The sequence below is a fragment of the Catellatospora vulcania genome, assembly GCF_009720385.1.
Taxonomy (GTDB): Bacteria; Actinomycetota; Actinomycetes; order Mycobacteriales; family Micromonosporaceae; genus Catellatospora; species Catellatospora vulcania.
In genome coordinates this window covers 700493-724791 of sequence record NZ_ML769302.1, presented here as the reverse complement: position 1 = coordinate 724791, position 24299 = coordinate 700493, and the positions used below count along the sequence as shown (strand labels likewise).

The window sequence follows — 24299 nt, the reverse complement described above, 5'->3', positions numbered from 1 at the left end:
TCACGCCGGGCGAACGATTTTCATAATGGCCGCTGTACCCGCCTACGGTGAGTAAACTTCATCGCCGTAAGCCCCTCACCCCGGACAAAGAGCGAAATCCTGCCTCGTGCCCCTTTCTCGCATCATTGATGATGTTTCCGCAGCACTGCGAACCTCCCGCAGCGCGGTAGAAGCCTGCAATGCCACGGTCTCCGTGCTCAGCAGGCCCACGCCCGCGCTGATCGAGGCGCTGCTGCACGTGAAGGATCAGCTCCGGTGCGTCTCGGCGAGCGGCGCCTGGCAGGTGTTCTCCGCCGTCCCGCTGGGCCACGGCGTGGTCGGCCGGGTGTACGCCAGCGGCAAGCCCGTCACCATTCTCGACGTCGCCAACGACCCGGACTACATCCGGCTCGGGCCGCCGATCACCTCCGAGATCTGCGCGCCGATCATCGACCGGACCGGGCACCCGGTCGGCGTGATCAACGCCGAATGGGCCGAGGCGCAGCCGCTGGACGGGTGGGAGGAGACCCTCACCGAGGCCGGCCGGCTGCTCGGGGCACGCCTTTCCGAGCTGGGCGGGCCGCCCGCGGAGACCCGCAGCGAGCAGCTGCTGCGGCACGCGCTCGCGCTCACCAACGCCGAGACCGATGCCGACGTGCTGATCCGCGCCTGCCGCGCGGCGCGGGAGGTGACCGGGCTGGCCGCCGCCGTGCTGCTGCGGCCCGCTCCGGATCTGCTGCCCGAGGATCAGGACCTGCGTGTGGTCGTCGCGGCCAGCTCCCCGGAACCCCGTGACCGGCCCCTGGTGGCCCGGCTGGGGCAGATCGACCCCGACCGGCTCGCCGCCCTGCTCGACGAGGCCTGCCGGTACGGCGCGTCGTACACCCTCGGTGATCCTGCTGTGCTCGACGCCCGCGGGTTCGAGGCGCTGACCGCCGCCGGGGTGCGCACCATGATCGCCGTACCACTCGGGGCCGGCACGCCTGTGGTGTCCTCCTCGGTCGGCGCGCTGGTGGTGCTGGACGAGACCGCGATCGTGCCGGACAGCGCGCTGGTGAACCTGCTGGAGCTGCTGGCGGCACAGGCCAGCACGTGCCTGGAGAAGCTGACCACACTGCGCCGCCTGCACCTGCAGGCCAACTCCGACCCGCTGACCGGCCTCGGCCATGGCGGGCCCTTCGGCGACCGCCTCGCCAACGCCACCCCCGGCCGGACCGCGCTGCTGGCCATCGACATCGACCAGTTCAAGGCGGTCAACGACACGCTCGGCCACGCCGCGGGCGACCGCGTCCTGGTGCAGATGTCCAGTGCGCTGCAGCAGGCGCTGCGGCTCGGTGACGAGCTGTTCCGGGTCGGTGGTGACGAGTTCGTGGCGGTGATCGACGTGCCCAGCGCCGCGGAGGCGCTGCTGGTTGCCGAGCGGCTGGTCGCGGCGGCACGGGCCACCGGACGCACGATCAGCGTGGGGGTGGCCGTCCAGGGCGAGCTGGAGCCGCCGGAGGCCGCCATGTACCGCGCCGACCAGGCCCTCTACGCCGTCAAGCGCAACGGCCGCAACGGGGTCCGGCTGGCCCCCTGACGGCCCGCCCTTCGCCTCCCGCGCCCCATCGCTGCGCAGGTCACGTCACGTGCTGCGTTAAGAAGGGCACCTTCTGCAACGCATAGCGTTGTGAAGGTGCCCTTCCTTTCGTTCGGGTCAGGGGCGGAACTCGGCGGCGAGGAGCTCGGCGATCTGGGCGGTGTTGAGGGCGGCGCCCTTGCGGAGGTTGTCGCCGGTGACGAAGAAGTCGAGGGCGCGGGGGTCGTCGACGGCGCGGCGGATGCGGCCGACCCAGGACGGGTCGGTGCCGACGGCGTCGATGGGCATGGGGAACTCCCCTGCCGCCGGGTCGTCCACGACGATCACGCCGGGCGCGCCCTGGAGGACCTCACGGGCGCCCATGGCGTCGACCTCGGAGCCGAAGACCGCGTGCACGGCGACCGAGTGGCCGGTGACCACGGGGACGCGTACGCACGTCGCACTGACCTTGAGGTCGGGCAGACCCAGGATCTTGCGGGACTCGTTGCGCATCTTCAGCTCTTCGCTGGACCAGCCGCCGTCCCTGAGGGAGCCGGCGAACGGCACCACGTTGAGCGCGACGGGCGCGGCGAACGGGCCCAGCTCGTCGCCGACGGCGTGGCGCACGTTGCCCGGCCGGGTGCCGAGCACCCGGTCCCCCGCGATCTTGGCGATCTGGTCGTGCAGGGTGTCCACGCCGATCTGCCCGGCTCCGGAGACGGCCTGGTACGAGGCCAGCACCAGCTCCTTGAGGCCGTACGCGTTGTGCAGCGGGGCGATCGCCACGATCATCGCCAGGGTGGTGCAGTTGGCGTTGGCGATGATGCCCTTGGGCCGGTTGCGGATCTGCGCCGGGTTGATCTCGGGGACGACCAGGGGGACGTCGGGGTCCATCCGGAACGCGCCGGAGTTGTCGACCGCGACCGCGCCCCGGGCCGCGGCGATCGGCGCCCAGTAGGCGGAGACCTCGTCGGGCACGTCGAACATGGCGACGTCGACGCCGTCGAACGCCTCCTCGGTCAGCGCGACGACCTCGACCTCCTCGCCGCGCACGAGCAGGCGGCGACCCGCCGAACGCGCGGAGGCGACGAGCCTGATCTCGCCCCACACGTTGCGGCGGTTGCTGAGGATGTCGAGCATCACCGTGCCGACAGCGCCGGTGGCCCCGACCACGGCGAGAGTGGGCAGCTTATGGCTCATGCTCAACGACCGGTTCCGGCGTACACCACGGCCTCTTCGTCGCCGCCGAGTTCGAACGCGTCGTGGACTGCGCGGACTGCGGAGTCGAGGTCGGTGTCGCGGCAGACGACCGAGATGCGGATCTCCGAGGTCGAGATGATCTCGATGTTGACCCCGGCGCGGGCCAGCGCCTCGCAGAACGTGGCGGTGACGCCCGGGTTGGACCGCATGCCGGCGCCGACCAGGGAGATCTTGCCGATGTGGTCGTCGTAGAGCAGGCCCTTGAAGCCGACCCGCTCCTGGATCTTCTGCAGGGCGGCCATCGCGGTGGGGCCGTCGTCCTTGGGCAGAGTGAAGGAGATGTCGGTGCGCCCGGAGGCCTCGGTGGAGACGTTCTGCACGATCATGTCGATGTTGATCTCGGCGTCGGCCAGCGTACGGAAGATCGACGCGGCCTCGCCCGGCTCGTCCGGCACGGAGACGATCGTGATCTTCGCCTCGTTGCGGTCGTGCGCGACGCCGGTGATGAGTGCTTGCTCCACGGAAAGGTCCTCCATTGATCCCGTCACCATGGTGCCGGTGTTGTTCGAGTACGACGAGCGGACGTGGATCGGCAGCCCGAACCGGCGGGCGTACTCCACGCTGCGCAGGTGCAGGATCTTCGCGCCGGACGCGGCCAGCTCCAGCATCTCCTCATAGGTGATCTGGTCGACCTTGGCCGCGTTGGGCACGATGCGCGGGTCGGCGGTGTACACGCCGTCCACGTCGGTGTAGATCTCGCAGACGTCGGCCTTCAGCGCGGCGGCCAGCGCCACCGCGGTCGTGTCCGAGCCGCCGCGGCCGAGCGTGGTGATGTCCTTGGTGTCCTGGGCGACACCCTGGAATCCGGCCACGATCACGATCGCGCCCTCGTCGAGCGCGCCGCGCAGGCGGCCCGGGGTGACGTCGATGATGCGCGCCTTGCCGTGCACCGACGTGGTGATGACGCCGGCCTGCGACCCGGTGTACGAGCGCGCCTCGTAGCCCAGGTTGTGGATGGCCATGGCGAGCAGCGCCATCGAGATGCGCTCGCCCGCGGTGAGCAGCATGTCGAACTCGCGGCCCGGCGGCAGCGGGCTGACCTGGTGCGCCAGGTCGATCAGCTCGTCGGTCGTATCGCCCATCGCGGAGACGACCACGCACACGTCGTTGCCGGCCTTCCGCGTCGCGACGATGCGCTCGGCGACCCGCTTGATCCGCTCAGCATTGGCGACTGACGAGCCGCCGTACTTCTGCACGACGAGGGCCACGGTTGCACGGCTCCTCTCCACCTCAGGGACTAAAGACGCTTCAGCTTAGCGGCGGCTCATGCCGCACCTGCCGGGTCGATCCCAGCTGTCGGGCAGCGCGACCCGAGAAGTCCGAGATCCTCTTCCGTACGGCTCCCGCCGCCGTGCAGTCACCCGCCTGTTCCGCATCGCCGCCGCAGGATTTAACGGTTGTGACGCGCGCCACAGACCGCGCGTTGCCTGCTTAATCGCCGATCTTGTGTCAGTCCGGGGCGCGTCACGCCGAAGACGGGGCGGGTTGGGTTGAGAATGGGCGCGTGCGCCGGGCTGTCCTCTCCCTCTGTCTCCTCGCCGCCTGCTGGTCGGTCTCCGCCTGCGGCGGCGGCACACCGCAGACGGCGCCCACGTCGGCCGCCCCGGTCTCCACCGTGGCCGCCGAGCCGACCGAGCCCCGGGCGCAGCTCGCCGCGCGGGCCGCCGCCGCCAAGGACCTGCGCCAGGTGGCCCTCTACACCTTCAAGGCCCCGAAGCGACCGGACCGCCGCGTGGTCATCACCCGGGCCGTCGACGGCACCTGGCGCATCGACGTACCCGGCGGGGCGCACAGCGGCGCGGTCGACATCGCGCTGGTGTTCGCGGGCGGCACCCTGCACCAGTGCGCGCTGGCCGCGGGCAATCACCCGTACTCGGGCTGCGTGCGGATCGCCGGGGCGCTGCCGGCCAAGGCCGATCTGAAGATCCAGCACCTGATCAGCGACTGGCAGCACATGCTCACCGACCGGCGGCTCGCGCTCGCGGTGGCCGAGGTCGCCCCGCTGCCCGGGGCCCGCGGCCGGTGCTACTCGGTGGAGTCTTCCGCGGCCAGCATCGCGCTGCCGCTGGACGCGGGCATCTACTGCTACGAGGCCGACGGCACGCTGACCGCCGCCAAGGTCGGCTTCGGCACCCTGCTGCTGGAGGGCACCCCCGGCCTCGCCCCACCGTCGGTGCAGCTGCCCGGCCCGGTCGTGCCCGGCAACCCGCTGCCGCTGAACGCGCCGCCGTCCCCCAAGCCCTCGGCCAGCACCTCCACCTCGCCATCGCCGAAGGCCTGACCTGAGCCCTGCGCATGATCACTCGACCTGCCCGGGCAGGTGGGCGAATGGCTGGTCGAGATACGCACGAGTGCCAGGCAAGTCGAGCGATCTTGGGACTTGCGTCCCAAAGAGCGGACTTGCGGGCCGGATGGCGATCTATGGGCGTAGAGTGGCCGACATCATGTGCTGCGTGAGCCTCCTGCTTCGCCGCCGCGACGAGGTCTGACCGACCGGCACCTCGTCGCGGAGTAGCGACGTGCGCTCGCCCGCTGGTCCCCGCATTTCCGGGTTGCCCGGCAGAAGTTGCCGGTTCAACGAATCTTGATGACGGCCTATGTCGCCTTGGGCACATTCTGCCGCCGGACCACGCGCGAAACACATGATGTCAAGGAGCATGGAAGCCATGTCTGCTGCTGCTCAGCGCCCCAGCAAGATGCCGTACCAGCGTTACCGCGGCTACCACGAACAGTTCCAGGTCGAGGTACCCGACCGCGCCTGGCCGACCCGCCGCGTGAGCGCCGCCCCCCAGTGGTGCGCGGTCGACCTGCGCGACGGCAACCAGGCCCTGATCGACCCGATGTCCCCCGACCGCAAGCGCCGCATGTTCGAGCTGCTGGTGCGGATGGGCTACAAGGAGATCGAGGTCGGTTTCCCGGCCGCCAGCGAGACCGACTTCTCGTTCGTACGGCAGCTCATCGAGGAGCAGCTGATCCCGGACGACGTGACCATCCAGGTGCTGGTCCAGTGCCGCGAGCACCTGATCGAGCGCACCTTCGAGAGCCTGCGCGGCGCCAAGCGGGCGATCGTGCACTTCTACAACTCGACCTCCACGCTGCAGCGCGAGGTGGTGTTCGGCCTGGACAAGGACGGCATCACCGCGATCGCGACGGACGGCGCGCGGCTGTGCCAGAAGTACGCCGAGATCATCACCCCGGACACCGAGATCCGGTACGAGTACTCCCCCGAGTCCTACACGGGCACCGAGCTGGAGTACGCGCTGGAGGTGTGCTCGGCGGTCATCGAGGTGATCGACCCGACGCCGGACCGCCCGCTGATCATCAACCTGCCGGCCACCGTCGAGATGGCCTCGCCGAACGTGTACGCCGACTCGATCGAGTGGATGGACCGGCGGCTGCCGCGGCGTGACTCGGTCATCCTGAGCCTGCACCCGCACAACGACCGCGGCACCGGTGTCGCCGCCGCCGAGCTGGGCCTGCTGGCCGGCGCCGACCGGATCGAGGGCTGCCTGTTCGGCAACGGCGAGCGCACCGGCAACGTCGACCTGGTCACGCTGGGCCTGAACCTGTTCAGCCAGGGCATCGACCCGCAGGTCGACTTCTCCGGCATCGACGAGATCAAGCGCGCCGTGGAGTACTGCAACCAGCTGCCCGTGCACGAGCGCCACCCGTACGCCGGGGACCTGGTCTACACGGCGTTCTCCGGGTCGCACCAGGACGCGATCAAGAAGGGCCTGGACGCGCACGCCCGCAGGGCCGAGAAGGCCGGGGTGCCCGTCGAGGCGTTCGAGTGGGGCGTGCCTTACCTGCCGATCGACCCGAAGGACCTGGGCCGCTCGTACGAGGCCGTCATCCGGGTCAACTCGCAGTCCGGCAAGGGCGGCGTCGCGTACATCATGAAGTCCGAGCACCAGCTGGACCTGCCGCGCCGGCTGCAGATCGAGTTCTCGGGCGTCGTCCAGCGCCGCACCGACGACGCGGGTGGCGAGGTCACCCCGGCCGAGATGTACGCCGTCTTCGCCGACGAGTACCTCACCGACCGCCGCCTGGCGGTGCGCTCCTACTCGGTGGCAACCGTCGACGGCAAGGTGGAGCTGGTCGCGGAGGCCGATCTGGACGGCAGCGCCTGTCGCCTGACCGGCGTCGGCAACGGCCCGATCGACGCGTTCATCCATGCGCTGAGCGACCACGCGGTCAGCGTGCGGGTGCTGGACTACGCCGAGCACGCGCTGACCTCCGGCGGTGACGCGCAGGCCGCCGCGTACGTCGAGTGCGACGTGGACGGCGAGACCCGCTGGGGCGTCGGCGTCGACGCGAACATCGTGACCGCCTCGCTGAAGGCCGTCGCCAGCGCCGTCAACCGCCACTGACCAAGACGAAGGAAGGGCGCCTTCTTGACGGACGTCCGTCAAGAAGGCGCCCTTCCTTCGTTCGGTCCGGGGTTCAGGGGCAGCGGCCGCGTTGGAGGACCTGCGGGAGGTGGCTCTCGCGCTGCTCGGGGGCGGCCGTGCGGGCCGGGCGGTCCAGGCGGACCTTGCCGCACACGAACAGGGCCAGCACGGCGGCGAGGACCATCGCCCCGGCGCACCACATCCCGGCGTCGTAGAACGCTGCGCCCAGGGCCGCGCCGTTCTCGTATTCCTCGCCCGACAGCCCCACCACCAGCGGCAGCGCCGCCACGGCGAGCAGCGAACCGGCCCGTGCCGCGGTGTTGTTGACGCCGCTGGCGACCCCGGCGAAGCGCACCTCGACGGCGGACAGCACCGAGGCGGTCAACGGCGCGACGAGCAGCGTCAGCCCGAGGCCGTAGATGAGCACGCCGGGCAGGATCCCGGTCAGGTAGCTCACGCCGGGGGTGATCTCGCGGATCAGCATGATTCCCGCTCCGCAGCACAGTGGGCCTACCGTCAGCTGCAGTCTCGGCCCGAACTTCGTGGCTGCCGCGCCGGACAGCTCCGAGCCGAGCAGCATGATCAGCGTCATCGGCAGCGTGGCCAGCCCCGCCTCCAGCGCGTCGTAGCCGAGCCCGGTCTGCAGGTAGATGACGAGCAGGAAGAAGAAGCCGCCGAAAGCGCCGTAGGTCAGCACCGTGTACAGGTTGAGCACGGAGAACACGCGCGAGCGGAACAGCCGCAGGGGCAGCATCGCGGCCGTCGCCCGAGCCCGTTCCACCAGCAGGAAGCCGATCGCCCCGGCCAGCCCGAGCACGAACCCGCCCAGCACCGCGATCGACGCGAATCCCTGCTCCGGCCAGGCGATCAGGGCGTACGTGACACCACCCAGCGCGGTCGCGCCGAGCAGCGCCCCGGCCACGTCGAAGTGGTGCGCCGACGCGCTGTCCCGGCTCTCCGGCACGTAGACCTTGCTCAGCCAGACGACCACCACGGCCAGCGGCAGGTTGATCAGGAAGATCCAGCGCCAGGACACCTGGTCGATGAGCACCCCGCCGACGAAGGGGCCGAGCGCGGTGGTCGTGCCGGCCAGCCCGGACCAGGCCCCGATCGCACGGGCGCGGTCCTCCTGCCGGAACGACGACTGCAGCAGGGCCAGCGAACCGGGCGCCAGCAGCGCCCCGCCCACACCCTGCACGACCCGGGCCACGATCAGCGTCTCCACGTTCGGCGCGATGCCGCACACCAGCGAGGCCAGGGTGAACCAGACGACGCCGGTGACGAATATCCGACGCCGCCCGAGGTGGTCGCCCAGCGCGCCGCCGAGCAGCACGAACGCGGCCAGCGTCAGGGTGTACCCGTTGATCACCCACTGCAGCTGGGCCAGGCTCGCGCCCAGCTCGCGCCCGAGCGTCGGCAGCGCCACGTTGACCACGGTGGAGTCGAGGAACGCCATGCCGGAGGCGAGCACCGCCGCGGCGAGCGTGCCCCGCCCGGCGGCGCTGCTCATCCGCAGTCCGACCGGCTCCATTCCGTCCATTGTCGTCCCCCCGCCCGCCGCCGCGCCGGGTAACGCGAAGGTGACGGATGCGTGGTGATGGTGAGGACTACTCGTATGGTGAGCGGGTGCGATCCCCCAAACGCCCCAGACGTACCAGAATTCTCCTGCTCCTGGTGGCGGCCGTCGCGGCCGTCGCGACCACCACCGCCTGCGACCCGGTCGAAAGCGGTCCCGGCAGCCCGGCCGGGCCCGGTGGCGTCAACGTCGACCCGAACGCGGGCAGCAACGCGCTCGCGTCACTGTCCACCCTGAAGGTCGCCGCCGCGCGGCCGATGACCGGCTACACGCGGGAGAAGTTCCCGCACTGGAACAAGGCCGGGTCCAACTGCGACGTGCGCGACACCGTGCTCGCCCGCGACGGCAAGAAGATCAAGCTGGACGGCTGCAACGTCACCGGCGGCGAGTGGTCCAGCGTGTACGACGGCCTCAAGACCAGCGACCCGCTCAAGGTGGACATCGACCACATGGTGCCGCTGGCCAACGCGTGGCGCTCCGGCGCGGACGAGTGGACCAACGAGAAGCGCTCGCAGTTCGCCAACGACCTGGACCGGCCGCAGCTGTTCGCGGTGTCGGCGACCAGCAACCGGTCCAAGGGCGACCAGGACCCGTCGACCTGGAAGCCGCCAAGCAAGGACTATTGGTGCACTTATGCGCAACAATGGATCACGGTGAAGACCCACTGGAAACTCACCGTGACCACGGCCGAGAAGGCCGCCCTGACCGACATGCTGGGGACCTGTGTATGAGCGAGCACGCCCGCACTCGTGTGGTGGACATCCGTAGCAGGTTCATCGCATGAGCGCGCGAAGCGAGCGAATCATCAGCGCCGGTATTCATGCTGCGAACGCGCGAAGCGGGTTCGCAGCATGAGCGCGTTGACCACGAACATCGTGGCCGGGCCTGGCGGTGTCATGACCGACGAGGTGGGCGTGGTCACCGGTGAGCTGACGCTCGCCACGGAGCTGGGCGGCGACGGCACCGCCCGGCTCCGCGTCCAGTACCTGGGCGCCGAGGAGTGGTACACGGTGACCGGCGCGACCGTGCCGGTCACCGACCCCGCCCAGGCGCTGCACGCGCTGGCCGTGGGCCTGCTGAACCGCCCGGAGGGCTGACCTCAGCCGCGGTCCGCGGCGCGCTTGCGCAGGGCGAGGGCGATGCTGGTGCCGACGATGAGCAGGCCCAGCATCGAGTACACCAGGATGCCGGTCACCTCGTCGAAGAAGCTGTAGGGCTCGTCGGCGGCCAGTTCCTCCTGCACCGCGACGGGCACGTGTTCGGGCTGCGTCAGGGTGACCGCCTGGTTCTCCGAGTCCGGCCCGGCCGCGGCGGGGTCAACCGGCACGGCCCGCGGCGCGGGCTCGGCGAACACGTCGCTGCGGGTGCCGGGCAGGTGCCTGGTGCAGCGGCCGGTGTCGTACACGCAGACCATGTAGACGGCCAGGTTGTCGGTGACGATCCGGTCGTACGCGCCCTCGACCGTCATCGCGACGTGCGGCTCCGCCGGCTCCGCGCCGGTCAGGCGCATGGTGAAGCCGAGCCGCCGGGACTGTCCGGCAGGCAGCTCGACCAGGCAGGCGTCGCCGTCGTCCTCGGGGCAGTCGGACCAGGCCACGTCGTCGAACCCGGCCGCGACCGGATCGGCGACGCGCAGCCGGGCGGGCACCGGGCCGGTGTTGCGGTAGAGCACGCCGAGCGTCGCGGTGTCCCCGGTGTGCAGGTCCACCCGCGGCTGCTCGGCGACCGCCGCGACGTCGGTGTAGGGCGGCGACGAGATGGCGACCCCGAACGTGCCGTACGCCGCGGGCACGCCGATGCCGCGGGCGCTGACGGACACCGTGCCCGCCTCGCCCAGCGCGGCCTTCTCGCGGGCGCGCAGGTCCAGCCGGATGGCGAAGCCCTGGCCCGGGTTGATCCGGTCGACCTTGCAGGTGGCGGTGGTCTTGGTGTGGTCGCACCAGTCGGCCGAGGCCAGCTCGACCCGCTGGCCGAGACCGCCGGTCAGCCGCACCTGGAGCACGACCTTGCTCAGGTCGTGGCCGGTGGTGTTCTTCAGGCTGACGACGGTGTCCCCGCCGCCGAGCGCGGTGGCCCCGGCCGCGGCCGGCAGGTCGAGCTTGAGCCCGCCGTCGGCCGGGGCGGCGGCCGCGGGCAGCCCCGCGGCGAGACCCAGGGCGGCTCCGAACGCGACGGTCATCCAGCTGCGGACCACGATTCCCCCATCGAGCGCGGCACGTGACCCGTGCGCGCGGCGCGGCCCGCGCTATGCGGGTCGATTTGCTCTGGCAAGGTGGCAGGCTACCGCTTATCGCCGCATAACCAGACAATCCGATGGCTGCGACACGCGCCGTTCCCGCCGGGGGATCTGTCAGGTGAACAGCGCGACGGCGAAGTCCTCATCGGTGAGCGGGCTGGGCGTGATCCCGATCAGGTTCTTGTCCAGCACCAGCGCGTCCGGCCCGTGTGCCAGTGGCACGGCGGGCAGCAGCTCCAGCAGGCGCGCGTTCAGCTGCTCGTACAGCGGTCGCCGCCGGGCCGGGTCGCCCGTCCCGTCGACCGCCTTGAGCTGCGCGAACAGCTCGGCGTCGGTGAACCCGAACTCGGCGTTGGGCTTGGCGAACAGCTGGCCCATGAAGTCGTAGGCCTCGCCGTAGTTGCCGGTCACGCCGTACAGGTGCAGGTCGTGGGCGTTGCCCTTGGACACCGTGTTCAGGTAGTCCGGCGTCCAGCGCTGCTCGACCCCGTCGACCTCGATCCCGGCGGCGCGGAGGTCGGCGGCCAGCAGCTCGAAGATCTTCTTCGGGTCGGGCAGGTACGGCCGGGTGACGTTGCGCGGGTAGTGGAAGCGCAGCCGCAGCCCGCTGCCGTAGCCCGCGGCGGCCAGCAGCTCCTTCGCCTTGGCCGGGTCGTGCGGGTACGCCTCGACGCCGGGGTTGTAACCGGGGAGCAGCTCGGGCTGGAAGTTCAGCGCGAGTTTCGCGCCCTCGGGGAAGACCTCGGCGACCAGCCGCTGCCGGTCGACGGCGTACGCGATCGCCTGGCGCACCTCCGGCTTGGCCAGGGCCGGGTTGCCGCTCTGGTTGATGCCCAGGTAGAGCGTGTTGAACGCCGGCCGGGTCAGCACGTGGAAGCCCTGCTCGGCCAGCGGCTTGCGGTCGGCGAACGCGACCAGGTCGTAGCCGTCGATCTTGCCGTCCAGCAGCGCCTGCTTGCGCAGCCCCGCCTCGACGGTTTGGAACACCAGGTGCTTCACCTTGGCGGCCGCGCCGTGGTAGCCCTCGAACGCCTCCAGCTCCACCTTGCGGCCAGGCTTGTCCCAGGACACGAAGCGGTAGGGACCGGTGCCCACCGGGCTGTTGCCGTACGCCGGGTAGCGGCTGCCCGCGACCGGCTTGTCCGCGGCCTTCTCGCGCAGCGCCTTCGGGCTGGAGATGGCGAACGCCGGCAGGGTGAAGGCCGCCGGGAAGCGGCTGCTGGCCCGGGTGAGCGCGATCTCCGCGGTGGCCGGATCGCGGGCCGTGCACGACTTGAACAGGCTAGCCCCGAGGCGGCTCGACGCGTTCTTGGCGAAGCCACCGAAGACCATCTGCCAGGCCGCGCTGATGTCGCCCACCTGGAGCGCCGCAGGGAAGCGATGCCAGCGCTGGAAGTTGGCGCAGACCGCCGCGGCGTCGAGGTCGGCGCCGTCGTGGAACTTGACGCCCTGCCTCAGGTGGAAGGTCCAGACCGTGCCCGTGCCGTCGACGGAGAAGGTCTCCGCCAGGCCCGGCCCGGCCACTGCGGCGCCCGGCTCGGGCTGCAGCAGCGTCTCCAGCACCTGCCGGGTGATGCGCAGCGACTCGGCGTCGGGCGACAGGGCCGGGTCCAGGATGCGGATCTGGCCCATCGCGAAGACCAGCCTGTCCTCGGTGCTCACGGCGGGCGGGGGGCTGGACGCGGTGACGGGCGGGCCGTCCTTGTCGCCGGTGCAACCCGCGGCGGGCAGCAGCGCCGCCGCCGTGATCGCCGCCGACCAGATCCGCCACCGTCGCGCGCGCATCGCGGCCACCTCTGTCCTATTTGCGTGAGAACTCGACGACGCAGGGTCACCCTGGGCTGACCATAACGGCCGTCGATGTGTTGTCGCACGTGCGAGCGGGCAAGTGATACCGAACCGTTGTTCGGAATCGCCCCGGACACCGGAGACATATCGCCCGGCGGGGCCGCAGCGCGCACCGGTCCAGCAGGCCGGTGGTCAGACCTGCGCGGTACGGTAGCGGGCGACGTTCGTAGGAGGTGTACGCCCGTGGCGCTGGCGCTGTATCGCAGGTACCGGCCTCGCACCTTCGCCGAGGTGATCGGCCAGGACCATGTCACCGAGCCGCTCATCCAGGCGCTCAAGAGCGGTCGGCTGAACCATGCCTACCTCTTCTCCGGCCCCCGCGGCTGCGGCAAGACCTCCAGCGCGCGCATCCTGGCCCGCTCGCTGAACTGCGCCAAGGGCCCGACCCCGGAGCCGTGCGGCGAGTGCGACTCGTGCAAGGCCCTGGCCCCCGATGGGGCCGGCTCGATCGATGTGATCGAGATCGACGCGGCCAGTCACGGCGGTGTCGACGATGCCCGGGAGCTGCGTGAACGAGCGTTCTTCGCGCCCGCCATCAGCCGCTACAAGATCTACATCATCGACGAGGCGCACATGGTCTCGTCGGCGGGCTTCAACGCGCTGCTGAAGCTGGTCGAGGAACCGCCGGACTACGTCAAGTTCATCTTCGCCACCACCGAGCCGGAGAAGGTGCTCGGCACCATCCGCTCGCGCACCCACCACTACCCGTTCCGCCTCATCCCGCCGAGCGCGCTGCGGCCATACCTGGAGCAGCTCTGCAAGCTCGAGGGCGTCGCGGTGGAGCCGCTGGTGCTGCCGCTGGTGGTGCGGGCGGGCGGGGGTTCGGCCCGGGACAGCCTGTCCGTGCTCGACCAGCTCATCGCGGGCTCCGGACCGGCCGGGGTGACCTACGCGCGCGCGGTGGCGCTGCTCGGGGTCACCGACAACGCCCTGATCGACGAGATGGTCGACGCGCTGGCCGCCGGGGACGGGGCGGCCGCGTTCGGCGCCATCGACCGGGTCGCCGAGGCCGGGCACGACTCCCGGCGTTACGCCAACGACCTGCTGGAACGGCTGCGCGACCTGATCATCCTGCGGCAGGTGCCGGACGCGGCCGGCAAGGGCCTGATCGACGTGCCCGAGGAGCAGCTGACGCGCATGCAGGCGCAGGCCGCCCAGCTCGGCTCGGCGACCCTGTCCCGCTGCGCGGACATCGTGGCCAACGGGCTGGTGGAGATGCGCGGCGCGACCTCGCCGCGGCTGCTGCTGGAGCTGATCGCGGCCCGCATGCTGCTGCCCGCCGCGGACGAGTCCGGAGCCGCCCTGCTCCAGCGCCTGGAGCGGCTGGAGACCGGTTTCGTGCCCGGCGCGGTCGCGCGCCCGGCGGGCGACGACACCCCGGTCCGTCCGCAGGCGCCGACGGGCCAAGCCCAGCGCGAAACCGCCCCCGGCCAGCGCGACTCCGGTTCCGACCAACGGACCGCCGACGGCGCCGGAGCCTCCGCGCTCACCGGTCGCGAGGCCGCTCGGGCGGCTGCGGCCAGTGCCGCGGCACACGAGAAGCCCGGCTCGGCCGCCCGCCCTGAGGCGACCCGGCCGGACGGTGACCCGGACCGCCGCGCTGCCGACTCCTGGCCCTCGCCCGAACCGGCCCGCACGGCCGAACCGGCCCGGGTGCCCGAACCAGCTCGCACCGAAACCACCCCGGCGCCCGCGGCCGCGCCTGCCCCCGCGGCCGTCGCGGCGAGCACGCCGCAGGCCGGGACGGACGACGCGACGGCGGTACGCCGGTCCTGGGACGAGATCGTCCGGCTGGTGGGCCGCACCAGCAAGAAGGCGGCGGCGTTCGCCCGCGAGGCGGTGGTCCGCGACATCGACGGCAACACGCTGGTGCTGCTGTTCAAGCACAAGATCCACGCCAACGGGGTGGAGAACGACCCCACCCCGTTGATGGAGGCGGTGCACCAGGTGCTCGGCGGCAAGTGGCAGCTGCGCTGCGAGGTCGGCGGAGATCCCCGCGCCGCGGCGGTCGCCCCGGCCTCCGCTCCGCCGCGCAACACGCCGCCGAAGGCGGCCCCGGCGCGCGCCCCCGCGCCCGCGGGCGACGACTGGCCGACCCCGGCCCGTGTGGGCGGAGCCGCACCGGCCGCACCCGCACAGTCCACGGGACGGCGCGCTGCGGCCACCGACGACGGCCCCCCACTGGAGGAACCGCCGTACGACCCGGAGTATGACGGGCCGCCGCCGCGCACCATCGAGGGCTTCGACCCCGGCGACGAGCCCACCGACGAGATCGTCGACGCCGCCGTGGCCCGCCAGACCACCGAGCAGGCCGCCGTCGACTCCCTCCGCCGCAGCTTCAACCTCGAAAAACTCGACTGACCCACCCCGCCCTACCGCACCGCGCGACCACCCGGCCCCGCCGCGCTCCGGGCCGCAACTCTTAAAGAGTCGCGCCCTCGTGGTGGCCGATGGCTGCGACTCTTCAAGAGTTGCGGCGGGTGGGGGTGGGGGAGACGTGGAAAGGCCCCGAGGGCGTGTGCCTCGGGGCCTTTTCGTGGGTGTCGCGGTCAGCGCTTTTCGCCCAGGGCCATCGGGAAGTGGCAGGCGGCCAGGTGACCGGCGTTGTCGTCGCCGTGGCGGACCAGCGGCGGCGGCGTGGTCGCGCAGATGTCCTGCGCCTTCCAGCACCGGGTCCGGAACCGGCAACCCGACGGCGGGTTGATCGGGCTGGGCACGTCGCCGGTGAGCAGGATGCGCTCACGCTGGCCGAGCTCGCGCCGGCGCGGGTCGGGCACCGGCACCGCCGACAGCAGTGCGGCCGTGTACGGGTGGCGCGGTGCACGGTACAGCGACTCGCGGTCGGCGACCTCGACGATCTTGCCGAGGTACATCACCGCGACCCGGTCGGAGATGTGGCGCACCACCGACAGGTCGTGCGCGATCACCACGTAGGTCAGGCCGAGCTCGGTCTGCAGGTCCTCCAGCAGGTTGACCACCTGAGCCTGGATCGACACGTCCAGTGCCGACACCGGCTCGTCCGCGATGATCATCTTCGGCTTCAGGGCGAGCGTGCGGGCGATGCCGATGCGCTGGCGCTGGCCGCCGGAGAACTCGTGCGGGTAGCGGTTGTAGTGCTCGGGGTTGAGACCGACCAGCTCCAGCAGCTTCTGCACCTCGCGCTTGACGCCGTGTTCGGTCTTCACGCCCTGGATCCGGAACGGCGCGCCGACGATGGCGCCGACCGTGTGCCGGGGGTTCAGCGACGAGTACGGGTCCTGGAAGATCATCTGCAGGTCGCGGCGGAACGGGCGGAGCCGCCCCTGCGACATGTGCGAGATGTCCCGGCCCTCGAAGTGGATGCTGCCGGCGGTCGGCTCGATGAGGCGGGTCAGCAGCCGGCCGGTGGTCGTCTTGCCGCAGCCGGACTCGCCGACCAGGCCGAGCGTCTCTCCCGGCAGCACGTCGAAGTCGAGGCCGTCGACGGCCTGCACCGCGCCGACCTTGCGGCGCAGCACGCCCTTGGTGATCGGGAAGTGCTTCTTCAGGCCGCGCACCGACAGCAGCGCCTCGTCAGGGGTACTCATGCGACCTCCTCGCTTCGCTCGTCGGCCGCATCGATCAGCCACATGAATCGCTCGCTGTGCTCGCTCATGCGACCTCCTCGCTTTGCTCGTCGGAGGCCGACGGCAGCTCTGACATGCTCGCCACGCTCTGCCCCGTGCCCTCCAGGGTCGGCTTGATCTCGTCACGCCAGATCTGCTGACGCACCTGCGCCGGCATGTGGCAGCGCACCCGGTGCCCGCTGGTACCGGTGAGCTGCAGCTCGGGCACGAGCGTGTCACTGGCTCCCGCGGTGCGCCCCTCGAAGGCGCAGCGCGGGTGGAAGGCGCAGCCGGACGGGATGTTGATCAGCGACGGCGGCGTGCCCTTGATGGGCAGCAGCCGCTCGGTGACCGGCTGGTCCAGCCGCGGCATCGAGCCGAGCAGGCCCCAGGTGTACGGGTGCTCGGGGTTCTCGAAGATCTCGGTGGCCGCGCCGTACTCGATGCACTTGCCGCCGTACATGACCAGCACGTCGTCGGCGAGTTCGGCGGTGACGCCCAGGTCGTGGGTGATGATGATCAGCGCGGAGTTGAACTCCTGCTGCAGGTCGCGCATCAGGTCCAGGATCTGCGCCTGCACCGTCACGTCGAGGGCGGTGGTCGGCTCGTCGGCGATCAGCAGCTCCGGGTCGCAGGACAGCGCCATCGCGATCATCGCGCGCTGGCGCATACCGCCGGAGAACTGGTGCGGGTAGTCGTCCACGCGCTTGTCCGGCTGCGGGATGCCGACCCGGGCCAGCAGATCGATCGCGTGCTTGCGGGCGACCTTCTTGGACACCTTGTGGTGCACCCGGTACGCCTCGATGATCTGGGCGCCGACGGTGTAGTAGGGGTGCATCGCCGACAGCGGATCCTGGAAGATCATCGCCATCCGCTTGCCACGCAGCCCGCGTACGGTCTCCGGCGACGAGCTGACCAGTTCCTGGCCGTCCAGCCAGATCTCGCCCGACACGTTCGCGTTGCGGCGGTGGTAGATGCCGAGGATGCCCAGGCTGGACACCGACTTGCCGGAGCCCGACTCGCCCACGATGCCGAGCGTCTTGCCCCGCTCCAGCGAGAAGGACAGTCCGTCGACGGACTTGACCACGCCGTCGTCGGTCGGGAAGTGGATCTTCAGATCGCGCAGCTCAAGGAACGGCCGGGCGGTGGGATCCTGCCGAGGAGAGATCACGGTGTTCATGACAGCCTCACCCGCGGGTCGACCACCGCGTAGAGCATATCGACGATCAGGTTGGCGACGACGACGAAGAACGCCGCGAACATCGTCACGCCCATGATCTGTGGGAAGTCCTGCTTGTTGATGGCGTCGATGGCGAAGTAGCCCAGGCCCTTGAGCCCGAAGGTGCTCTCCGTGAGGATCGCGCCGCCGAGCAGCAGGCCGACGTCCAAGCCGAAGATCGTGATGATGGGGGTCAGCGCGGCGCGCAGGCCGTGCTTGGTGACCACCACCCGTTCGTGCAGGCCCTTGGCCCGCGCGGTGCGGATGAAGTCCTCGCCCATCGTGTCGAGCATGCCGGCCCGGGTGAACCGGGCGTAGGCCGCCGCGTTCAGCATCGCCAGCGTGATCCAGGGCAGGATCAGGCTGAACGCCCACTCCCCCGGATCATCCGTGAAGTTGACGTAGGTGCCGCCGGGCGCGGTCAGGTCGAACTGGTAGCTGAAGAAGTAGAGGAACATCAGGCCGGTGAAGTACGGCGGCAGCGACACACCCGCCAGCGCGCCGGTCATCGCGGCCCGGTCGAAGAAGCTGCCCTTGCGCAGCGCGCTCAGCACGCCGACCGCGACACCGCCCACCAGCCAGAGGATCGAGGCCCCCACGGTCAGCGAGAAGGTGACCGGAAGCCGGTCCACCAGGTCGTCCCAGACCGGGTGGTTGGTTCGGAACGAGTAGCCGAAGCAGGGTGCGGCGCAGTGTTCGATGCCGGTGCCGTAGTCGTAGTCGGTGCCGACGAAGATCGCCTTGATCCAGTTCCAGTACTGCAGCCAGAGCGGGTCGTAGAAGCCCAGTTTCTCGGCGAACAGCTGTTGGGCGTGCGCATCGGCGGTCCGGCCGAGGTATCGCGCGGCGAAGGTCTCGGGCGTGGCGCCGGCGAGGCGCGGCAGGCCGAAGAAGATCAGGAACGTCGAGATGCTGACCACGAAGAGCATCAGCACCGCGCCGATGGTCCGGCGGATGAAGAAAGTGACCACGATTTCGGCTTGGGCAGCCGGTCCGGCCGGGCAAAACGAGCCCGGCCGGACCGGCCACCCTGCGCCTTCACCTACCTTTGATGATTGCCAGGTGGGTTGGAGCAGGTGTGCTGCTTACTGCGCCACACCCATGGAGAGGTAGTCGTACTGACCGAACGCCTCGTTGACGAAGACGTTGGTCGCGCCCTTGCCACGCAGCGTGAGGGCCTTGGACCACACGCCGGGCAGGATGACCGCCTCCTCCATGACGCGCTTGTCGATCTGCGCCCAGAGCGCTTCGCGCTTCTTGACGTCGGTCTCGGCGAGCGCCTGGTCGATCAGGGTGTCGACCTCGGGGATGATGACCGAGAGGTTCGACGAGCCGCCCGAGTCACGGATGACCCGGCTGTCCACGATCTGCGACAGGAAGCCGTAGCCGTCGTTCCAGTCCGCGCCCCAGCCGTTGGCCATCAGGCCCAGGCCGGTGGACGGGCTGTTGCGGTAGGACGGCTTGCCGGCGTACAGCGAGAAGTAGTCACCGGTCGGGAAGCCCTTGATGGTGACCTTGATGCCCACGCGGGCCAGCGCCTGCTGGAACGCCTCGGCGGTCGCCTTCTCCTTGGGACGCTCGGCCCGGAAGCCCATCGTCACGTCGAAGCCGTCCGGCTTGCCGCAAGCCTGCAGCGCGGCCTTGGCCTTGTCCAGGTCACCCTTGTTGTCCGCACCCGCCGGGTAGACGTTGGTCGGCGCGTAGCCCGGGATCTGCGGCGGCATGATGCTGGTGGCGATCTGGCCACCGGCGAACTCGCCACCGAAGGCGGCCTGGTACGAGGTGCGGTCCATCGCGTACATGACGGCCTCGCGGCACTCCTTCTTGTCGAAAGGAGCGACCTTCGGGTTGATCGAGGTGTACCAGAGGCGGGCGACGGCCGGGTTGTCGGCGTACGCCTTGATGTCCTCGTTCTGCAGCACCTTCGGCAGCGCGGCCGGCTGCACACCGGTGCCCGCGATGTCGACGTGCAGGTCACCCGAGATGAGCTGGTTGTCGATGTCGTCGGCGTTCAGGCCGATCTTGACGTCGTACGCGTCCGGCAGAGCCTTGCGGTTCGGGTCGGTCGCCTTGTCCCAGTTCGGGTTGCGCTTGAGCGTGAAGCCCTTGCCCGCCTCGTACTTGTCGAACATGTACGGGCCGGAGGCGACGACGTGCTCCTTGTACTTCACACCGGTGTCCTTCGCGGCCGGCACCGGCACGGTGGCCGGCAGCATCGCGAAGTAGTCGAAGCCACCGAAGGCGGACTTCAGGTGGAAGACGATGGTCTGGTCGTCCGGGGTCTCGATCGCCTTGGTGTCGGCGGCCTTGTCCTTGAACGGGCCCTTGTAGTCGGCCTCGAGGTCCAGGAAGTCGTTGAAGTAGGTGTAGCCGTTGACCAGCACCTCCTTGTCCATCGACCGCATGACCGCGTACTTCACGTCCTTCGACGTGATCGGCGTGCCGTCCTCGAACTTGACGCCGGCGCGCAGCTTGTACGTCCAGGTCTTGCCGCCGTCGCTGGGCTGGCCCAGGCTCTCGGCGAGGTCCGGGACCAGCTCGGAGCTGGCAGCGCCCGGAGCCGGCTTGAACATGACCAGCGACCGGCCGTAGAGGCGGAGCAGGTTCCAGGAGAGGCCGTAGTAGGTGTCGCCGGGGTCAACGGAGTCCCAGTCGGACGAGATGGCCATCTTGAGCGTGCCACCCGGCTTGTCAGACGGGTTGAACACCGAGGTGAGCGCACCGTTGAACTCGGGCTTCACCTCCTGGGTCTTCGGAGTTTCTTCACCGGAGCCGCAGGCTGCGGTCACCGCGAGTGCGAAAACGGCCGTGGCCGCCGCCAGCACCCTTCCCTTGTTTCTCACTAACTTCCTCCCTGGGGGGAGCGGTCCGTGTCTCGAACCGCGCTGTGGGTGGTGTTGCGTTGGCTCGGGTCAGCGCTTGCTCTTGGGATCGAGCGCGTCGCGGAGTCCGTCGCCGAAGAGGTTGAAGGCCAGCACGGTGATGAAGATCGCCATGCCGGGGAAGAACATGAAGTGGACCACCGAGTTGCGCGCCGCGTCCGAGAGCAGACCGCCCCAGGTGACACCGGGCTCGCCGACGACCTGCCGCTGCACACCGACGCCGAGGAACGACAGCGCCGCCTCGAACAGGATGTTCGTCGGGATCAGCAGGGTGGCGTAGACCAGGATGGGCGCCACCAGGTTCGGCAGCATCTCCTTGACGATGATGTACGGCCCGCGCGCGCCCAGGCTGCGGGCGGCGTCGACGAACTCGCGCTCGCGCAGCGACAGCGTCTGCCCGCGCACGATCCGGGCGATGTACGGCCAGTTGAAGAAGCCGATGATGAAGATCAGCAGGGCGATGCGCAGCGAGTTGCCGGTCAGCCCGAACGCCGTGTCGGGCAGCACGCCGACCAGCGCGATCGCGAACAGCAGCAGCGGGAACGCCAGGAAGACGTTCATCAGGAAGCTGATCACGGTGTCGGCCATGCCGCCGAAGAAGCCGGCGATGACGCCCATGGCCGAGCCGATGAGCACCGACACCAGGGTGGCGAGGAAGGCGATCAGCAGGGAGACCCGGGCCCCGTAGACGATCTCGCTGAACAGGTCGCGGCCGTTCTGCGGCTCCAGGCCGAAGAGGAAGTCACCGCTGATGCCGCTGTTCTCGAAGAAGAGGAAGTCGCCGCGCGGCAGGCCGCCCAGCTCTGCCGCGAGCAGGTCGGCATCCTGGTGGAACTCGTTGGGCGGGTGGCCGAACCAGCTCACGATCAGTGGGGCGAAGACCGCCATGATGATCAGCAGGATCACGACTATGCCGCCGGCCATGGCCGCCTTGTCGCGCTTGAGGCGCGTCCAGGCGATGCGGCCGAGGGAGCGTCCCTCGATCGCCTTCGCTGGCGCCTTCGTCCCCTCGGGGGCCGAGGTGTCGGTTCGCGTGGCCATATACCGGCTGCCTCCCTGCGGAGGCGACGACGTCGCACCGGTACGCCCGGACGGGCGGGGGGCGGTGCGCCGCGCGCGACATCCGCTCGGTTGTTACCTGCGTGATTCGCGCCGCCCGACCCTCTCTCCACCGTGGGGGCGGTCAGATGACAGGGCGACAGCGGTGGAGTGTGGTGCACGCCACCGCATGATCAGAGCATTCTTCGCAAGTTCGTCCGGCGTCAAGCTCACAGGGTGCCTGTAACCAAGTTCAGGCCGGTCCGTGATGAGGGCGTTATAAAAAACGGACGCCAGGTACGAAGAAAATCGCAGGTAAAAGCTAAGAAGACATCGAACTATGCAAATCTTTACGGCGCTGAACGGCCGCTCAGAGGGTCCGTCGGCCCTCGAAGGCGCGACCGAGAGTGATCTCGTCGGCGTACTCCAGGTCGCCGCCGACGGGCAGGCCGCTCGCCAGCCGGGACACCGTGATACCCATCGGCTTGACCAGCAGCGCGAGATACGTCGCCGTCGCCTCGCCCTCGGTGTTGGGGTCCGTGGCGAGGATCAGCTCGGTCACCAGCCCCGAGCTGAGGCGGGCCATCAGCTCGCGGATGCGCAGGTGGTCGGGCCCGATGCCCTCCAGCGGGTTGATCGCCCCGCCGAGCACGTGGTAGCGGCCGCGGAACTCGTTGGTCCGCTCGATCGCCACGACGTCCTTGGGCTCCTCGACCACGCACAGCGCATCGTCACGCCGCCGCGGATCGCGGCAGATGCGGCACTGCTCCTCCTCGGCGACGTTGAAGCAGAGCACGCAGAAGCGCACCTGCTCCTTGACCCGGGTGAGCGCGGCGGCCAGCCGCTTGATGTCCGTCGGATCGGCCGAGAGCACGTGGAACGCGATGCGCTGGGCGCTCTTGGGCCCCACTCCGGGGAGCCGGCCGAGCTCGTCGATGAGGTCCTGGATCGCGCCTTCGTACACGGTCGGCCGGGCCTAGAAGGGAAGGCCCATGCCGCCGAGACCGGCGGACAGCGGACCCATCTTCTGCTCGGTGAGCTTGCGCACCTCGTCGGCGGCATTGGTGATCGCGGCGGACACCAGGTCCTCCAGGGTCTCCACGTCCTCCGGATCGACCGCCTTGGGGTCGATGGAGATGCTGCGGAACTCGCCGGAACCGGTCATCTTCACGGTCACCAGCCCGCCGCCGGCCGTGCCGGTGACCTCAGCCTCCGCCAGGGCCGCCTGCGCCGAGGCCAGCTGCGCCTGCATCTTCTGCGCCTGCTTCATCAGCTGCTGCATGTTCGGCTGTCCACCCGGCCGCATCGCCGCACTCCCCTACCAGTCACCCGTCGGATGTCGCCCTCAGCCTAGTCCCCGCCACCGTCACGAATATTGATCATGAGGTCGAGTGGCCGCGGGCGGCGGGCGTGGGCACGAAAGGGCCCCCGTGCACCCGGTATTGCCTGCTTATCCTTGCTGCCTTCCGGCCCTGGGGAGGTTCACAGGGTGCCGCCGCACGGGGGCTGAGCAAACTGTACCCGGCGGGGGTGCACGTGCCGACCCCGACCCCGGTATGTATCCTTCTCGACGGAGGATTCGCCTAGAGGCCTAGGGCGCACGCTTGGAAAGCGTGTTGGGATAAAACCCTCACGAGTTCGAATCTCGTATCCTCCGCCACCAGCGCAGCATATGCGCCGCGCAAAGCCCCGGTCCCCTGTGGATCCGGGGCTTCCGCCGTTTCGGGGCCTCATCGTCACCGCGGGCCCGAGGCCGCCGTTCTGTTCCATGCGGGCCTTCTCCGCTGGACGGCTCCGGGCGCCGCAGATTTCTGGGCGGACTTTCATCCCTCTCTGGGAACTTTCACCTGGTTAGCGATGCATAAAACACCGCCAGACTGGATATAAACGGGCAAGGTGCAACGTGAATCGACCTCAGCGTGAGGTGGCAGTCACGGAATGTAGTCGTATAGTCGAGGGCACGACCTCACCCCCGGTGGGAGTCGCCTCACAGGCCGTTGTCTTTAGGGGGACAGCCATGCGCGGAGCTCTCGCCCTCGCGACCGTCATGATGCTGAGCGCAGCGTGCGCCCAGGCGACGCAGGCCACGACCGCCCCGGCACAGGGGCCGGCCGTCAGCGCCACGCCGGTGGTCCAGGGACCGGACATCGTCCACCTGCAGGGGGTGCGCGACGTGCGCTTCGGCGCCAAGCGCGCGGACCTCGAACCGCGCCTGGACAAGGCACGCAACGGCTGCAGCACCCAGGTCACCGGCATGCCGCAGGGCAACCTCGTCTTCGCCGCCGACGACCGGCTGGTGATGATGTGGTTCGACGCGCCGCTGCGCACCCCTGAGGGCGTGCACACCGGCAGCTCGCTGCAGGAAGCCCGGACCGCGTACCCGGACGCCCAGGTGCTGACCGCGCCCGCGGGCAGCCACCGCTTCGACGGGCTGCTGGTCGTCCAGGGCGATCGCGGCTACCTGTTCCTGCACGACGGCGTCACCGTGCAGAAGGCCGTGGCGGGCTACGGCGAGTACCTGACCCGACTCTTCAATACCGGTTTCGGGAGCTGCTGAACCTTCGTGTAGAGTCTCCGGCGGTGGCGTGTCCGAGCGGCCTAAGGAGCACGCCTCGAAAGCGTGTGAGGGGGTAACTCCTCCGAGGGTTCAAATCCCTCCGCCACCGCCAAACGGCAGAACGCCCGGCAGTCCTTCCACGGACAGCCGGGCGTTCTCCTTTTTCGCGCA

18 protein-coding genes, 2 tRNA genes, 1 other RNA gene and 1 pseudogene are annotated in these 24299 nt (G+C 70.0%); 9 read left to right on the top strand and 13 right to left on the bottom strand.

Translation table 11 applies throughout. The annotated features are described in order from the left end of the window. Positions 1 to 106 precede the first annotated feature (106 nt). Positions 107 to 1558 carry a diguanylate cyclase gene (locus F6W97_RS07635; RefSeq protein ID WP_155369388.1) on the top strand — a complete coding sequence of 484 codons (1452 nt, stop codon included), beginning with the start codon at positions 107 to 109 and terminating at the stop codon, positions 1556 to 1558. 117 nt (positions 1559 to 1675) lie between these two features. Here the strand turns inward: F6W97_RS07635 and F6W97_RS07630 are convergent, their stop codons facing one another. Both F6W97_RS07630 and F6W97_RS07625 read right to left on the bottom strand, forming a co-directional pair. After that, positions 1676 to 2737, bottom strand: coding sequence for an aspartate-semialdehyde dehydrogenase (locus F6W97_RS07630; RefSeq protein WP_155369387.1), 1062 nt, complete (start codon positions 2735 to 2737; stop codon positions 1676 to 1678). A gap of 2 nt (positions 2738 to 2739) precedes the next feature. Continuing rightward, positions 2740 to 4005, bottom strand: coding sequence for an aspartate kinase (locus tag F6W97_RS07625; protein WP_155369386.1), 1266 nt, complete (start codon positions 4003 to 4005; stop codon positions 2740 to 2742). Positions 4006 to 4301: 296 nt separating this feature from the next. On the opposite strand from F6W97_RS07625, the gene F6W97_RS07620 reads away from it, so the two are divergent. Next, the gene (locus F6W97_RS07620; RefSeq protein ID WP_155369385.1) at positions 4302 to 5078 is read left to right on the top strand and encodes a hypothetical protein; all 777 of its coding nucleotides are present in this window, start codon (positions 4302 to 4304) and stop codon (positions 5076 to 5078) included. A 376-nt stretch (positions 5079 to 5454) separates the two neighbouring features. Then, positions 5455 to 7167 (top strand): 2-isopropylmalate synthase, encoded by a 1713-nt coding sequence (gene leuA, locus F6W97_RS07615; protein WP_407924551.1) that lies wholly within the window; start codon positions 5455 to 5457, stop codon positions 7165 to 7167. Between the two features lie 73 nt (positions 7168 to 7240). Here leuA and F6W97_RS07610 read toward each other — a convergent pair whose 3' ends face one another. Then, complete coding sequence (locus F6W97_RS07610) at positions 7241 to 8719, bottom strand: MFS transporter (RefSeq protein WP_230686476.1); 1479 nt, start codon at positions 8717 to 8719, stop codon at positions 7241 to 7243. Between the two features lie 95 nt (positions 8720 to 8814). On the opposite strand from F6W97_RS07610, the gene F6W97_RS07605 reads away from it, so the two are divergent. Both F6W97_RS07605 and F6W97_RS07600 read left to right on the top strand, forming a co-directional pair. Then, positions 8815 to 9495 carry an HNH endonuclease family protein gene (locus F6W97_RS07605; RefSeq protein ID WP_230686475.1) on the top strand — a complete coding sequence of 227 codons (681 nt, stop codon included), beginning with the start codon at positions 8815 to 8817 and terminating at the stop codon, positions 9493 to 9495. Positions 9496 to 9621: 126 nt separating this feature from the next. Continuing rightward, positions 9622 to 9861, top strand: a pseudogene (locus tag F6W97_RS07600) (hypothetical protein); the annotation flags it as partial. Positions 9862 to 9863: 2 nt separating this feature from the next. Here F6W97_RS07600 and F6W97_RS07595 read toward each other — a convergent pair. Then, positions 9864 to 10958, bottom strand: coding sequence for a hypothetical protein (locus F6W97_RS07595; RefSeq protein ID WP_155369382.1), 1095 nt, complete (start codon positions 10956 to 10958; stop codon positions 9864 to 9866). A 156-nt stretch (positions 10959 to 11114) separates the two neighbouring features. After that, the gene (locus F6W97_RS07590; RefSeq protein ID WP_155369381.1) at positions 11115 to 12785 is read right to left on the bottom strand and encodes an ABC transporter substrate-binding protein; all 1671 of its coding nucleotides are present in this window, start codon (positions 12783 to 12785) and stop codon (positions 11115 to 11117) included. Positions 12786 to 13031: 246 nt separating this feature from the next. Between F6W97_RS07590 and F6W97_RS07585 the strand changes: the two genes are divergently transcribed. Continuing rightward, the gene (locus F6W97_RS07585) at positions 13032 to 15209 is read left to right on the top strand and encodes a DNA polymerase III subunit gamma and tau (RefSeq protein WP_155369380.1); all 2178 of its coding nucleotides are present in this window, start codon (positions 13032 to 13034) and stop codon (positions 15207 to 15209) included. Positions 15210 to 15397: 188 nt separating this feature from the next. Here F6W97_RS07585 and F6W97_RS07580 read toward each other — a convergent pair whose 3' ends face one another. The 8 genes from F6W97_RS07580 to ffs all read right to left on the bottom strand — a co-directional run bounded on the left by F6W97_RS07580 (position 15398) and on the right by ffs (position 23083). Next, positions 15398 to 16414 carry an ABC transporter ATP-binding protein gene (locus F6W97_RS07580; protein ID WP_155369379.1) on the bottom strand — a complete coding sequence of 339 codons (1017 nt, stop codon included), beginning with the start codon at positions 16412 to 16414 and terminating at the stop codon, positions 15398 to 15400. A 64-nt stretch (positions 16415 to 16478) separates the two neighbouring features. Further along, positions 16479 to 17612, bottom strand: coding sequence for an ABC transporter ATP-binding protein (locus F6W97_RS07575; protein WP_155369378.1), 1134 nt, complete (start codon positions 17610 to 17612; stop codon positions 16479 to 16481). Next, the gene (locus F6W97_RS07570) at positions 17609 to 18622 is read right to left on the bottom strand and encodes an ABC transporter permease (protein WP_155369377.1); all 1014 of its coding nucleotides are present in this window, start codon (positions 18620 to 18622) and stop codon (positions 17609 to 17611) included. The genes F6W97_RS07575 and F6W97_RS07570 overlap by 4 nt, the downstream gene beginning before the upstream one ends. A gap of 114 nt (positions 18623 to 18736) precedes the next feature. Continuing rightward, positions 18737 to 20494, bottom strand: a complete 1758-nt coding sequence (locus F6W97_RS07565) for an ABC transporter substrate-binding protein (protein WP_155369376.1) — start codon at positions 20492 to 20494, stop codon at positions 18737 to 18739. Positions 20495 to 20563: 69 nt separating this feature from the next. Next, positions 20564 to 21574, bottom strand: a complete 1011-nt coding sequence (locus tag F6W97_RS07560) for an ABC transporter permease (RefSeq protein ID WP_155369375.1) — start codon at positions 21572 to 21574, stop codon at positions 20564 to 20566. A 367-nt stretch (positions 21575 to 21941) separates the two neighbouring features. Then, positions 21942 to 22535: a recombination mediator RecR gene (gene recR, locus F6W97_RS07555; protein WP_155369374.1), complete on the bottom strand. Its 594-nt coding sequence runs from the start codon at positions 22533 to 22535 to the stop codon at positions 21942 to 21944. A 12-nt stretch (positions 22536 to 22547) separates the two neighbouring features. Next, positions 22548 to 22853, bottom strand: a complete 306-nt coding sequence (locus F6W97_RS07550) for a YbaB/EbfC family nucleoid-associated protein (protein WP_230686474.1) — start codon at positions 22851 to 22853, stop codon at positions 22548 to 22550. Between the two features lie 134 nt (positions 22854 to 22987). Continuing rightward, positions 22988 to 23083: signal recognition particle sRNA small type (gene ffs, locus F6W97_RS07545), an RNA gene on the bottom strand. A 60-nt stretch (positions 23084 to 23143) separates the two neighbouring features. On the opposite strand from ffs, the gene F6W97_RS07540 reads away from it, so the two are divergent. The 3 genes from F6W97_RS07540 (at position 23144) to F6W97_RS07530 (ending at position 24240) form a co-directional block, all read left to right on the top strand. Further along, positions 23144 to 23231, top strand: a tRNA-Ser gene (locus F6W97_RS07540). A 357-nt stretch (positions 23232 to 23588) separates the two neighbouring features. Beyond that, positions 23589 to 24128: a hypothetical protein gene (locus tag F6W97_RS07535; RefSeq protein ID WP_155369372.1), complete on the top strand. Its 540-nt coding sequence runs from the start codon at positions 23589 to 23591 to the stop codon at positions 24126 to 24128. Between the two features lie 22 nt (positions 24129 to 24150). Then, positions 24151 to 24240 (top strand) — tRNA-Ser (locus F6W97_RS07530). Positions 24241 to 24299 lie beyond the last annotated feature (59 nt).